The organism is Acinetobacter sp. PFS20 (genome assembly GCF_052261015.1).
Lineage (GTDB): Bacteria > Pseudomonadota > Gammaproteobacteria > Pseudomonadales > Moraxellaceae > Acinetobacter.
Window position 1 is genome coordinate 1775660 of sequence record NZ_JBPVZE010000001.1, and the last position, 14053, is coordinate 1789712.

Annotated in this window: 12 protein-coding genes; 5 read left to right on the forward strand and 7 right to left on the reverse strand. The window is 41.2% G+C overall.

All coding sequences use genetic code 11. From position 1 onward, the window contains the following. Positions 1-19: 19 nt before the first annotated feature. Together ACS125_RS08440 and ACS125_RS08445 are read right to left on the reverse strand one after the other, a co-directional pair. Positions 20-1138 carry a PilT/PilU family type 4a pilus ATPase gene (locus tag ACS125_RS08440; RefSeq protein ID WP_443271489.1) on the reverse strand — a complete coding sequence of 373 codons (1119 nt, stop codon included), beginning with the start codon at positions 1136-1138 and terminating at the stop codon, positions 20-22. A gap of 19 nt (positions 1139-1157) precedes the next feature. Further along, positions 1158-2195, reverse strand: a complete 1038-nt coding sequence (locus ACS125_RS08445; RefSeq protein WP_003653239.1) for a type IV pilus twitching motility protein PilT — start codon at positions 2193-2195, stop codon at positions 1158-1160. Positions 2196-2321: 126 nt separating this feature from the next. Between ACS125_RS08445 and ACS125_RS08450 the strand changes: the two genes are divergently transcribed. Further along, on the forward strand, positions 2322-3014 hold the full coding sequence (locus ACS125_RS08450) for a YggS family pyridoxal phosphate-dependent enzyme (protein WP_443271491.1): 693 nt from the start codon (positions 2322-2324) through the stop codon (positions 3012-3014). A 107-nt stretch (positions 3015-3121) separates the two neighbouring features. Next, positions 3122-3964 carry an undecaprenyl-diphosphate phosphatase gene (locus ACS125_RS08455; protein WP_443271493.1) on the forward strand — a complete coding sequence of 281 codons (843 nt, stop codon included), beginning with the start codon at positions 3122-3124 and terminating at the stop codon, positions 3962-3964. A gap of 120 nt (positions 3965-4084) precedes the next feature. Here the strand turns inward: ACS125_RS08455 and ACS125_RS08460 are convergent, their stop codons facing one another. Together ACS125_RS08460 and ACS125_RS08465 are read right to left on the reverse strand one after the other, a co-directional pair. Continuing rightward, positions 4085-7681, reverse strand: coding sequence for an AAA family ATPase (locus ACS125_RS08460; RefSeq protein ID WP_443271495.1), 3597 nt, complete (start codon positions 7679-7681; stop codon positions 4085-4087). Between the two features lie 9 nt (positions 7682-7690). Further along, positions 7691-8959, reverse strand: a complete 1269-nt coding sequence (locus ACS125_RS08465) for an exonuclease SbcCD subunit D (RefSeq protein WP_443271497.1) — start codon at positions 8957-8959, stop codon at positions 7691-7693. 164 nt (positions 8960-9123) lie between these two features. Between ACS125_RS08465 and ACS125_RS08470 the strand changes: the two genes are divergently transcribed. Next, complete coding sequence (locus tag ACS125_RS08470; protein WP_443271499.1) at positions 9124-9597, forward strand: OsmC family protein; 474 nt, start codon at positions 9124-9126, stop codon at positions 9595-9597. Positions 9598-9664: 67 nt separating this feature from the next. Here the strand turns inward: ACS125_RS08470 and ACS125_RS08475 are convergent, their stop codons facing one another. Beyond that, positions 9665-10042 (reverse strand): VOC family protein, encoded by a 378-nt coding sequence (locus tag ACS125_RS08475; RefSeq protein ID WP_312821569.1) that lies wholly within the window; start codon positions 10040-10042, stop codon positions 9665-9667. 380 nt (positions 10043-10422) lie between these two features. Between ACS125_RS08475 and ACS125_RS08480 the strand changes: the two genes are divergently transcribed. Both ACS125_RS08480 and ACS125_RS08485 read left to right on the forward strand, forming a co-directional pair. Then, a complete protein-coding gene (locus ACS125_RS08480; RefSeq protein WP_443271501.1) occupies positions 10423-10872 on the forward strand; it encodes an ABZJ_00895 family protein in 450 nt (149 codons plus the stop codon). Between the two features lie 86 nt (positions 10873-10958). Continuing rightward, on the forward strand, positions 10959-11864 hold the full coding sequence (locus ACS125_RS08485) for a TIGR01777 family oxidoreductase (protein ID WP_443271503.1): 906 nt from the start codon (positions 10959-10961) through the stop codon (positions 11862-11864). On the opposite strand, the gene ACS125_RS08490 is transcribed toward ACS125_RS08485, so the two are convergent. Both ACS125_RS08490 and hemB read right to left on the reverse strand, forming a co-directional pair. Next, entirely contained in the window at positions 11856-12971 is a 1116-nt protein-coding gene (locus tag ACS125_RS08490; protein ID WP_443271505.1) for an NAD(P)/FAD-dependent oxidoreductase, read from the reverse strand. The genes ACS125_RS08485 and ACS125_RS08490 overlap by 9 nt on opposite strands. A 25-nt stretch (positions 12972-12996) precedes the next feature. Next, positions 12997-14010: a porphobilinogen synthase gene (gene hemB, locus ACS125_RS08495; protein WP_004794101.1), complete on the reverse strand. Its 1014-nt coding sequence runs from the start codon at positions 14008-14010 to the stop codon at positions 12997-12999. Between the last annotated feature and the right edge of the window lie 43 nt (positions 14011-14053).

Sequence of the window (14053 nt, forward strand, 5' to 3'; positions counted from 1 at the left end):
TCCTTTTTTTATGAGGAAATTACTGTCGGTCGAAAGTTAAATGCTGATTTGTGCCTGCAATTTGATCAGGTCCTTCTTCAGCAAGCTTAATCGTCAAACGTAAATCATTTGGTGAGTCGGCATGTTTTAATGCATCTTTGTAGGTAATTTGGCCTGCTTTATAGAGATCAAACAATGCTTGGTCGAAGGTTTGCATACCAAGTTCACGTGAGCGTTTCATTAAATCTTTAATTTCATGAATTTCACCTTTACGAATGTAATCTGAAATTAATGGTGAGTTAATTAAAATTTCAATTGCGGCGCGGCGAGATTTGCCATCAGGCGTTGGAATAAGTTGCTGAGCAATCATGGCCTTTAAGTTAAGAGATAAGTCCATGTAGAGCTGACTGTGGCGGTCACTTTCAAAGAAGTGAATAATACGGTCGAGTGCTTGGTTAGCGTTGTTGGCGTGCATTGTGGCCAATACAAGGTGACCTGTTTCAGCAAAGCCAATCGCGTAGTCCATTACTTCACGAGATCGAATCTCACCAATCAAGATGACATCTGGTGCTTGTCGCAAAGTATTTTTTAAGGCAATTTCAAATGAGTCGGTATCGATTCCGACTTCACGTTGGGTAATGATGCAGCCCGCATGTTCGTGAATAAACTCGATTGGGTCTTCAATGGTAATGATATGACCTTTAGTGTTGTGGTTCCGATAGCTAATCATTGAAGCCAAAGACGTCGATTTACCTGTACCTGTCGCACCAACAAAAATAATTATGCCGCGTTTGGTCATTGATAAATCTTTAAGAACAGGTGGTAACTGCAAGTCATCAATTGAAGGAATTTTAGTTTCAATTCGACGTAGTACAATGCCTGGCATGTCACGCTGCTGAAAAGCACTCACACGAAAGCGGGCAGTTTTATCACGGTTCATAATGGCAAAGTTACATTCACGAGTGTCCGCAAATTCTTTGCGTTGCTTTTCGCTCATGATGGAATGTAAGAGTTGACCAATAACATCGCCTGAAAGACTATTTTTTGAAATTGGAACAATTTGTCCGTTAATCTTCATCGATGGCGCAACGCCATCGGTAATAAAAAGATCGGATGATTTTTTTTCAACCATGAGGTTGAGTAAGTCATTAAAATCCATATTTATTCTCTAATTATTTTTATAGGAATGATTCAGGCTGTTTTGCAGCAGTACGAGCCGTTTGTGGACTAATCACTCCACGAGAAACTAAACCTTTTAAGCTTTGGTCGAGTGTCGTCATGCCATGATTTGCCCCAGTCTGAATTGATGAATACATTTGGGCGACTTTGTTTTCACGAATTAAGTTACGAATGGCAGGAATACCAATCATGATTTCATGTGCTGCGACACGCCCTCCGCCGTTCTTTTTAAGTAGGGTTTGCGAAATAACAGCCTGTAAAGATTCTGACAACATGGCGCGAACCATGTCTTTTTCTTCGGCAGGGAATACGTCAATCACACGGTCAATCGTTTTTGCAGCAGAAGTCGTATGGAGCGTACCAAATACCAAGTGACCCGTTTCGGCAGCGGTAAGTGCTAAACGAATGGTTTCAAGGTCACGCATCTCACCGACCAAAATAATATCGGGGTCTTCACGCAGTGCTGAACGAAGTGCTTCGTTAAAGCCATGTGTATCACGATGTACTTCACGCTGGTTAATCAAACATTTCTTCGATTGGTGTACAAATTCGATAGGGTCTTCAACCGTTAAAATATGGTCATAGCGATTTTCGTTAATATAGTCCATCATCGCTGCAAGCGTCGTAGATTTACCCGAACCTGTTGGACCTGTAACGAGTACAATCCCACGTGGATAGTCGCAAATATCTTTAAAGATTTGACCTAAGCCTAAATCTTCCATAGTAAGTACTTTAGATGGAATGGTACGAAATACTGCACCAGCACCGCGGTTTTGGTTAAATGCGTTAACACGGAAACGAGCAACATTTGGCACTTCAAAAGAAAAGTCGGTTTCAAGCTTTTCTTCGTAGTCTCTGCGTTGTTTATCATTCATGATGTCATAGACCAGACGGTGAACATCTTTATGATCTAGAGCCGGTAAGTTAATGCGACGGACTTCACCATCAACGCGAATCATCGGTGGCATGCCAGCAGATAAATGTAAATCGGACGCGCCATTTTTCACAGAGAAGGCGAGTAGCTCTGTAATATCCATAATTTCCCCAAGTAAATCAAAATATGTCATTATTTTGTAGAATAATATACGGCTTTCACCGAGGCTTACCAACACCTCGCTTTAGGTGAAAAGCAAAAAAGTTTTTTGAAAATGAGAACCTTGTCAATGAATTACCTGCAAGATGCGCGGCAGCACGTATTACAGAAAATCCAACGTGCTTGTGAACATGCTCAGCGTTCGCCTGAAACTGTGCAACTTTTAGCCGTATCAAAAACACATCCGAGTGAAAGTTTGCGTGAAATGTATGCAGCAGGGCAAAGAGCATTTGGTGAAAACTATTTACAGGAAGCTTTAGAAAAAATTGAAGCTTTACACGATTTAGAAATTGAATGGCATTTTATTGGTCATGTTCAGCGCAATAAGACTAAACATTTGGCTGAAAAATTTGATTGGGTGCATGGTGTAGATCGTTTGATTATTGCTGAGCGATTATCTAATCAAAGACTTCAAGATCAATTTGACTTGAATATTTGTTTGCAAGTAAATATTGATGGGCAAGACAGTAAAGATGGTTGTGCACCAGATGAGGTTGCTGAGTTGGTTGCTCAAATTAGCCAGTTAGCAAAAATTAAATTACGTGGCTTGATGGTGATTCCAGCGCCAGATAACACAGCCGCTTTTGCAGATGCTAAAGCCTTGTTTGATGCGGTGAAAGCAAAACATACCCACCCAGAACATTGGGACACATTAAGCATGGGAATGTCAGGTGATTTAGACGCTGCGATTGCCGCAGGTTCAACCATGGTACGTGTAGGAACGGCTTTATTTGGAAAGCGTGATACAGTTGAGAAAAAATGACTTTTACAATTTAGCTCAACGTTTTGTCGGGTAACTGTAATTTGTTAATTTAAATTTAATTTTCCTAGCTTATAACCCAGATATTTTAATATTTGAGTGTGTAATGTATGGATTTATTGCATGTTTTTATTCTGGCGATCATTCAGGGTTTTGCTGAATTATTGCCAGTTTCTAGTTCCGCACACGTTATCTTAGCTGAAAAGTTAATGGGGTATGATCCATCTGCACCTGATATGACTTTCTTACTTGTGATGTTACATACGGGTACGATGTTTGCAGTGATCGTTTACTTTTGGAAATCTTGGAAAAAAACCTATTTTTCTTCTTGGGAAAGTTTTAAAAAACAAGCCTTCTATATTATTTTGGCAACCCTAATTACAGGTGTGCTTGGCTTAGCGCTTCAATCTCTGATTAAACATGTGTTCTTTGGTGGAGCGAGCAGTTTCGAAATTGAGCATTTGTTTAGTAACTCAAAACTTATGGCAGCTGCGTTAATTTCGGCAGGTGTTCTGATTATTTTATCTTCGCGCTTAGACCGCGGACAACAAGGTGAAATCAGTTTGCGTAGTGCTTCTATTATTGGGGCGGTGCAGGCTTTATGTTTACCTTTCCGTGGCTTTTCACGTTCTGGTGCAACGATCTCTACAGGTTTATTTTTAGGTGTATCGCGCCAAAAGGCTGAAGAGTTCAGTTTTGCACTGGCTGTGGTACTAACACCAGCAGTAATTTTAAAAGAGTTATATCGTTTAATTCACGCTCAAGGTTTACAAACCGTGGCGCATGGACAAGTGTTCCATTCGATGGTTCCAAGCTTATTGGGCATGTGCTTTAGCTTTGGTGCTGGTCTTTTAGCGCTAAAATGGTTGTCTTCATGGTTAGAACATGGGCGCTGGCATTTGTTCGGTATGTACTGTATTGGCTTCGCAATCGTCGTACTCTGCGTGAATTAATTTTTTGATGTTTTAAAAATAAAAAATTAGTACAAGACCATACAAGAAAAAGGGGCGTAGACCATACGCCCCTTTGTTATATAAGATTCAATCAAGTCTAAGATATGAAATCCTAATAAATTAGCCTACAACTTCAATCGTACTTGCACCCGCACCAAGAGGTTTCACCTGAATTTGTACAGGAATACGCTCGTGCATTTCTTGAATGTGTGAAATGAGAATGACCTGACGACCCTGATTTTGCAATTGATCTAAAGCATTCATAACCATATGCAAAGATGAGGCATCTAAAGTGCCAAAACCTTCATCAATAAACAGCGATTCAATTTTCATTGAACCCGAGGCCATATTGGCAATGGCTAAAGACAAGGCAAGGGCAGTTAAGAACGACTCACCGCCAGATAAAGATGCAACGGAGCGGGTTTCCCCATCCATATCGTGGTCAATAATCGCAAGGCTTAAAGACTGATCTAGGCGTTTTAGCGTATAGCGTTGAGAAAGCATCGCCAGTTGCTGATTGGCATGTTCAACTAAAATATCTAGGTGATATTGCTGGGCATAGTCACGAAACTCTTTACCTTTAGCATCCCCAATCAGACCTGAAATTTTGCTCCAACGATGCTCTTCTTGCTGAATATTTTGAATTTGCTCAGCGTATTGTTGCTGCTTCGCAAGGTTTTGCTGATGTACTTCAAGCTTAAGCTTCAGTCGATCACGTACTTCAAGCTGTGCTTTGAGCTCTGCAATATTGTCTTGAATGAGACTAACAAGCTTTTCATATTCAATATCTGGCTGAGTTTGTAAGTGCTCGCTTAATTGCTCTTGCATGGTCTTAAGTGCAGAAGAAGCTTCACTTAATAAACGTTCGGCATGATTAAGACGATTACGAATATCTTGCTCTTGGGCGGAATTGATTTGCATGAGCGCCGTAAGATCAGTTACCTGAAAATCAGCGTGAGCCTTTAACCAGTTTTGAATTTGCTCATCAATCTGTTGCTGATGTTGCGAGGTGTGTTGATGTTGATGCTTGAGCTGATCAAGCGATTGTTTTTGCTGCTCAAAGTGGTGTCTGGTTTGTTCGAAACGTTGTTTAGCTTCATGATACGCCGTTTGTTGCTGCTGACGTTTAGCATCGTGTTCAATTAACCAATCGTGCGGTTTAATATCGGCACGGCCAGTCATTTGCTGAATGAGTGACACCGCTTTTTCATTATTTTGTTGGCCTTTAAGCGTAATCTCTCGGAGATTTTGATCGACCTCATCAATTTGCTTGGTCATTTGCTCAAGATTGGCAGCTAACATTTTAAATTCTTGTTGTTGCTGCTCGAAACGCTGTGAAAGCTGTTCTTGTTGCTCAAGCTGCTTAGCGCGTGCATCAAGAATAGTCCAAGTCCGCTTAGCCGTTTGGCTACTCGACTGCTGCCATGCATGCTGTTCTGTTTCAGACAAGCACTCAACAATATGTTGAACTTGTTGTTGCCATTGTTGTGCTGTATTAAGCAAACTTTCATTACGTTGAATAGACTGAACGAGCTGATTGTGCTGTTTAATCGCTTGGACTAAACGCAAGTTTTCTGAGTCAAATGAACTGATAGCAGTTTGCGCGGCTTGTCTGAGTTCGTTCAGCGTTTGCAAGATCTGCCCAGGAGCTTGATTAAGTTCAATATGTAATTGATTGAGCTTAAACGTTTGCTTAAGCTCTTGCTGCAAGCTTGATTGCTTTGTTTGAAGTTGAGCTAGATATTTGTGAACTTGCTCAAGCTCAGCACGGCACTGGGTAAGTGCATGTTGCTGGGTTTGCCATGTATTAAATTTAGTTTGCTCTAATGCAACAGCTTGCTGCTCTTGTTGTTGCTGCAAATCGAATAAAGCTTTAGAGACAGTACTGTCATCAACACGATAGGGGTGATGTGTACTTCCGCATACTAAACACGCATCGCCTTCTTTAAGATTGGCTCGTAACTGCTCAATATTTTCAGTATGTAATAAACGCTGCTGTTGCAAGATGTGCTGTAACTTTTCACGCTCATTTTTTGCTGTTTGGTAATCTTGCTCAGTCGACTGGCAAAGAGTTTTAAGCTCCTGCTCTTGCGCTAAGACTTGAGTTTGTTTTTCAGTGAATTGCTGAAGCTCAGCATATAACTCATGATAAATTTTAACTTTCTGTTGAGTCAGATCTAGCTGAGTGATTTGAGCAAGCTTTTGTTCTTTGTCTTTACGTTGCTGTTCAAGCTTTAACTCAATTTGTTCAACTGTGCCGAGTGAAGCTGTCAGTTGTTCGAGTTCACTTTTAGCTTCCGCTACCTTTTGGCGGGTAAGGGTAGGATTGCCAAGCTGTTGTTCAATCGCTTCATAGTTTTGAATAAATTGCCCGAGCTGATGTATATGTGCTGAGAGGCCTTTGTCTAATACAGCGTATTGCTGAGTCTGGGTAAGCTGCTGTTGTAGATGAGTTTTGCTTTGCTCAAGCTGTGCAATATGCTGCTGCACCGTATCTTGCTGCTGTTGCAATGGACCGAGTTTTTGTTCAAATACATTTTTCTTTTCTTTGCACTTTTTATATTCATCGGCAATAAAAGCACGTTCTTGAATGGACTGTCGAACTTGATTTAAAGCTTGTTGATGCTGTTGCTCAAAATCGAGGGTTTGTTTGAGCTGTTGTTCTGCAAGTTGATATTGTTTTTGACCCGTTTCGAACACTTGCACCAACTCATTAAACTTGGTTTGTGCTTGCTGAATTTGCGGCTCAAGTTGTTGTAGCGTTTGTAAATTTTGAGATTGTTGAAAAACCTGCTGGCGTATTTCAGAGAAAACTTCAAGTCGTTTTAATTGCTCACGTTCAGGCGTAAGTTGCTGATGATGGTTTTGCTGGGTTTGAAACTGTTGCTCTTTAGCTTGAACTTCTTGCTCAAGTTTCGCTTTGCGCTCAAACCATTGTTGCTGTTTGTCTAAGACATTTTTTTGTTGTTCTAACTGTTGATGATTTTGTTCAGCTTGCTGATATTGCTCGGTAAATGCAGCAATATCTTCATCAGACAAAATTTCAATGTGACCTAAGAACTCTTCAAGCTGTTTACGCTGCTTTGCAATATCTGCTGTTTTACGAAAAGCCAGTTCACCAATTTTGGCAAAAATGCTGGAGTTGGTTAGGTACTCGAGTAACTCACCACGTTCGCTGTCTCGTGCTTTTAAAAATGCGGTCACTTCTGACTGAGCAAGTAATACGGCACGCGTAAATTGTTCAAAAGAAAGCTGGGTAATTTGTTTAACTTTTTCATCAACCGCTTTGGCTTTGTCGGCAAGTACGACACCATCGGTTAAGCATTTTAAATGGCGCTGCACACTTTGTAATTTGCCATTTGGGTTTTCACGTGCACGTTTAATTTCCCAGCGTGCCAAATAACGTTTTTGATCTTGTGCGATAAAGCAAAGCTCAGCAAAACCATGTCCTGTACCACGGCGTAGGACAGTCAAAGGTGAGTTGGTGAGTAGCTCTGAACCATCAACATCTTTTAATTTACCATCGCTGTCTTTAAGGCGAGGAACCCGATTAAACAAAGCCAGACACATCGCATCTAAAATGGTCGACTTGCCTGCACCCGTTTTCCCCACAATCGCAATGAGACCAGCATGGGCGAGGGGCGCGCTTTCAAAATCAATAAAGTGTTCATCAGAAAGAGATGCCAGATTTTTTATTCGAATGGATAAAATTTTCATGACATATCCTTAAGGGGTTGCGTCATTTTCAAGATTTTTTTGTGCTTCTTGTACCAGACTCAGAAAATCTTTTAAGACCGCATCATCGGCGCTGTAACCTTGTTTTTCCCAAATATTCTGAAATAACTTTTCTGGTGTTGGTGGTTCAAGAGCGATTTGCTGAGTGGTATTTGAGTCGGTAGCGTCTTTATTCACATATTGACGTGAAATACGTACTAAACGATAGCGGTCAGGTGGTAGGGCCGCTTCAAACTGCTGACGTAGATTAGGCTGTGGCGGTGTTAAGCTATAATATTCAATATCGACATATTCACGGTGGTCAATATTTTCAATCACACCATGAGGCAAGGCTTTAAGTTGTTGTAGCACTTCATTTAACTCACCACGAATGCGGTGCAATTGTATGCAACGTGGAATTTCGACAGCTTCAAATTGCAAACGGCTGTCTGCCTCTTGAGTGTGGTCAATTTTGACCTCAACCACTTGGTGCTTATAGTTAATTTCACTAAAAGACAGCGGAATGGGTGAGCCACTATAACGAATGTGCGGCTGGCCTACTTTTTGTGGTTTATGTAAGTGCCCTAAAGCGACATAATCGACAGCATCTTCAAATAAAGTTGTTGAAAGTGCCTCTTCGTTACCAATAATAATTGGGCGTTCAGAGTCGGAGGTTTCCCCACCTTGCATGTGGGCATGCGACATCAAAATCAGAGCTTGGTCTGGCGTTTTACGACGTTTGGCTTCGGCAATAAGCTGCTGGTGCAAATAGGCAATCGCATTTTTACTATTGGTGGTATGTTCATTAAAGCCTGTAATTTCGGCTGAGCGTAAAAAAGGTAGGGCAAGGCACCACGCCACAATATCCTGATTTTGATTATAAATAGGTAAAAGTAGTCGATCGAGATCTAAAGTTTTATCCTCATTCCAGCGAACCACGCCCACGGTTTTTGCATTATATTTTTCTAATAGTGGCTCGACCTGTTCAATACGGTAGCCTGAGTCGTGATTACCGGCAATCATGAGTGTTTGCATGTGCGGCGCAATACGATGCGCATCTGCTAAAAATTGGTAAAGTTGTTTTTGTGCTTGAGAGCCCGGGTTAATGACATCAAAAATATCGCCGGCAATGAGCAGAGCATGCGGTTGTTTTTCTTGAATTTGAGTGAGCAACCAGCTTAAAAATTGTTGGTGTTCGTAGTGGCGTGAATGATTATAAAAAAACTGCCCCAAATGCCAGTCAGAAGTATGTAAAAAATGTACGGACATAGAAACAGACATCAAGCCAAAATAAACACAGATACGTTAGCATAAATTGGCAGGAGATTTTATCAAGACATTTTAAAGTGCTCGTTATTTAAGCCTAAGTTGAAACTTGAATTAAATTTTTCACTTTAAACTTTGCTTTGTTACTATCGACTTAAACCATGAACTTTGAGAAAAAAATGACCATTCATAAATATGAAGTAAAAATACAGTGGGAAGGCAATACGGGTACAGGCACTTCATCTTACCGTTCATATAAAAGAGACTTTAGCATTCAGCATCCACAAAAGACGACAATTCAAGGTTCATCAGATCCTGCTTATTTAGGCGATGTGACCAGATGGAACCCAGAAGATTTATTGGTTGCTTCAGCCTCAGCTTGTCATAAGCTATGGTATTTACACCTATGTGCAGTCAATCATATTCATGTGTTGAGCTACGTTGATAACGCGCTTGGCTTTATGGAAGATACAGATCCAGTTAAACGTGGTCACTTTACCCAAATTATTTTAAAACCAGAGATTGTTTTAGAAAAAGGTGCCGACCAAGAGCTTGCGGCAAAATTACATGAAGAGGCTCATCATGAATGTATGATTGCCAATTCAGTAAATTTCCCAATTACATGTGAAGCCAGCTTTAGCTTTACCGAATAACCAATATGAAATAGCCACCATTTAAAAGGGGGTGGCTATAAATTAATAAAATTGTTAAATAAGCTATTTAAGCTGCATTTTCATCGACTTGAAAAATACCAAAAACGTTATGGTCTAAATCGACAAAATAACCATGCCAAGCGCGGCCTGGAATTGCAAATTTATCCATTGCGACAATGCCACCTTGCGCTAAAATTTTGGCAGCAACTTCATCAAAGTTTTCTACTTGAACCGAACAGGTAAATGCATTGGTACCATATTCCATGGGTGGGGTTTGAGCCGGACGTTTTAAAAGTCCACCCATGAGTGACGGCGTTTCGATACGGTAATATTCAATCGGTAAATTTTCATCAAGTTTAAATTGCCAGCCAAACACAGCTTGATAAAACTGCGCATCGCGGGCAGGGTTTGAAGACTGGATTTCAAAATAGGCAATGTTGTTCATATTATTTAAAACATATTTTTATGGTGCAAAAAGTATACGCATAGCCTTTATAGCCACGAAAGGACTATTGTGTATGCTGAGCGTAAAATAAATGAAAGTGCTAGAAAATAAAAACCGACGATTCGAGTGATGAGAGAATCGTCGGTCAAAAACTTCATCAAGGGTTTCGGCTGCTAACAAAACCTAATCTGAAGGAAGAAAAGCGTCGTAATGAAAGGTCACCGAAACAATTTTGCGGATGCCGTGCAAAGGAAGTATTCGGTTGCTGCGACCTTATTACCCTATATAACGACAAGAGATTCGAATTGGTTGACAGAAAAATGAAAAAAAATCGAAAAAAATTTATAATTATTTTTTGAACCCATAAATTAGGCAAAAATATGACCAAATTACGTTCTTACTTTCTCTGGTTTTTTGGTTTATGCATTGTGCTTACCTTAATTGTAGGTGTGGTTGCAGCACTATTACCAGCGAGTGTAGGCGGTATTTTAACAGCCGTTCCATATTTAGGCGCAATGATTTTTGTCCTGTTTAAATTTTTAAAGAAAGAACGTCGTGCTCCGACTGTACAAGAAAAAAAGAAATTTACTTTAGGTTTTACCCTGATTTTTTGGGGCTATAACTTATGTGGTGTTTTATTTGGCCTGTTTTTATTTGCCAGAAAAGACCCTGAGATTTTGCAGAACTTTATGCTTTACCTCAAACAGCCTCAGTTCTTGAGCATTATGGTGATTATGCTTTTAATGTTGGCTATTCCGCTGTATTTAATTACCTACTGGTTTTATGGCAAACAGGCACAGCGAATGGCAGCTAAAATGTTTAATGTGTAATAGATCACTACGAAAACTCATACGATTAAACATGAATTATTTTTATACAATCAAATAAAACTGTTGTCCTCGGTTTTGGAGGAAATATGAATAAGAATGTATTAATTACGGGTGCCAGTGGCTTTATAGGAACTCATTTAATTAAGTTCCTGCTGCAAAAAAATTATAACGTGATTGCTGTTACGCGGCAGGCTGGGAAGGAGTCTGACCAGCCTGCTTTACAGTGGGTGCAAAAATTTGAAGATATTTCAACACGTCAAATTGACTATGTCGTGAATTTGGCGGGTGCAAATATTGGCGAGAAACGCTGGACCGAGTCACGTAAAAAACAACTCATTGAAAGCCGAGTGAATACGACCCGAAAGTTATATGCATGGCTAAAGCAATCTGAAATTTTTCCAGAAGTGATTGTGTCTGGTTCTGCAATTGGTTATTACGGGATTGATGATCAAGAAAAGTGGGCAGAGGTGTGCACCGAACAAAGCTCGCCACAGCCTATTTTTATGTCTCAGCTTTGCCAAGAGTGGGAGCATGCAGCTTTAGCAGATCCTCAGCAAAATACTAAAATTATTCGTTTAGGTGTGGTGTTTGGGCAAGGTGGTGGCATCTTGCCTAAAATGTTGCTTCCGATTCGACTCAATTTAGTTGGTCAAATTGGTGATGGTCGTCAGCCTGTGGTTTGGGTACACATTGAAGACGTGTTAAGCGCAATCGAGTTTATATTTAAGCATCCTCAATCTGCTCAAATTCATAATGTCGTGGCGCCAGAAAATGTGACTCAAAAGGTATTTGTTGAGCAAGCTGCTGCGGTACTCAATAAGAAACCACTGTTGTCGGCGCCAAGCACGGTTTTTCGCTGTTTGTTGGGAGAGCAGTCGCAATTGATCTTAAATGGTCAATACGTTAAACCCGCCGCCTTACAAGCTGAAGGATTTGAGTTTGCTTATCCTCAATTAAAAATGGCTTTAGAGAATGTACTTGCGTCAGGCTAAGATTTTATTTTGCAAACGCTCTGGTGAATATGCTTTAGCATCCACTAATGTCGGTTGACCCAGCATAAGCTGACGGAGCAATTGCGCAGAGCCTGCGCCCATACATAATCCATTTCTAAAATGACCAAAGTTTGCCCAGAGGTTGTCCATTTCAGGCATTTTGCCAATGTAGGGAACGCCATTTGGTGAACTTGGTCTGAGCCCTGCCCAGCGCTGTACGATCGGGAAATCGGCCAGTTCAGGCACCATTTCTAAACATGCTTCTAAAATATTGTGCTGAGTGGTTTCGTCGGTAGAGGTGTCAAAACCACGATGCGCCATGCTTGACCCACACACAATATGACCGTCCATACGTGGAATCAGATACATGACTCGATTCATGCACATGGTCGGTAGCCAGTGAGCAGGCGTTTTAAATAACAGCATTTGGCCTTGAACAGGTTCGACTGGAATTTCGAGTTGTAATTGTGAGTTCCAGTAATGGCTCCAAGCACCCGAAGTTATTACAAAATGGTCTGCTGTATGTTTGCGACCATCTTCGGTTTGTAGCGCCTGTATCACATCACCTTGTTGAATCAGTTTTTTAACAGCCGAGTGCTCAAAAAACTCAACATTTGGATGTTGTTTTAAATAGCTAATGAGTGACTGTAAAACGCGCGGGTTGCGAATATTAGACAGTTCAGGGAAATAAATCGCTTCTTGAAACTGATCGGAAATATGCGGGTTGACTTGTTCTAGCGCATCTCGCTGTAAATATTCACAGCGTTGCATGGGTTCTTGATGTTGCTCGGCGTAAGAAAGCCCAACGTCAAAATCTTCTTCATCAAAAATGAGCATGCCTGTGTCATGAATTTCAAAATCAATCCCTGTAATAGGGGAGAGTTTTTGGTTCCATGTTTGATAAGAGGCTTTGCCAAATTGAGCAAGTTGGTTCACTGCATGCACATAGCGCCACGGATACATCGGAGAGAGAATACCTCCGCCAGCCCAAGAGGCTGCTTGACCCGCTTGTTGTTGATCAAAAATGCTGACTGTGCAGCCTTGTTCAACCAACTCCAGCGCAGACATTAATCCACTTATGCCCGCGCCAATGATTGCAATATGCATGCAGTGTTATCCTTTCTCTGCGAACTTAGTTCATTTCCTTGAGTTTTTCGGCAGCGGTTTCTGCAAAGTAAGTCCAGATCCCGTCTGCACCTGCGCGGCGGCAGCACATGAGTGATTCTAAAATGACTGAGTCTGATAACCAGCCATTTTGAATTGCGCCAGCTAACATCGCGTATTCGCCACTCACTTGGTAAATGAATGTCGGAACACCAAAGGTATCTTTCACTTCACGTACCACATCCAGATATGGCATGCCTGGTTTTACAATTACCATGTCGGCGCCTTCTTGAATATCAAGCGCGATTTCATGTAACGCTTCGGCACGGTTGGCAAAGTCCATCTGGTAGTTATATTTATTACCACCTTTTAGGTTGGATGCAGAGCCAACAGCATCACGGAACGGACCATAGAAGCTAGACGCATATTTCGCAGAGTAGGCCATGATGTTGGTGTAGATGTGACCATTGGCTTCTAAAGCCTGACGAATTGCGCCAATACGGCCATCCATCATGTCACTTGGTGCAATCACTTCGGCACCTGCTTCTGCGTGACTTAATGCTTGTTTAATCAAGCATTCTACAGTCTCGTCATTCAGCACATAGCCAGTTTCATCAATAATACCGTCTTGACCATGAGTCGTGTATGGGTCGAGGGCGCCATCAGTAATTAACACCATTTCTGGTAATTCTTTTTTAAGCAAACGGCAAGTGGTTTGTACTAAACCATCTTCATGCCATGCAGCTTCTGCGGTGAGGCTTTTATCTTCTTGCGGGGTAACTGGAAAAAGAGCCAGTTTTGATACGCCCAATTCCAGAAGTCTTTCAGCTTTTTTCAGTAACAAATCTGCCGACAAACGCTGAATGTTTGGCATACTTGGAATATCTTGGGTTTGATTTTGTCCCGGTAATACAAATACTGGATAAATCAAGTGATTGGTAGTGAGCTGTGTTTCGCTGACCATCGCACGCAACTGGTCATTTTTACGGATACGGCGCATGCGAGTGGCTGGAAATGCAGGACGATTGAACGTATAAGTCATAACAATCTCGATGTTCGGTATTACACTAGGATAGGTTGGCGGA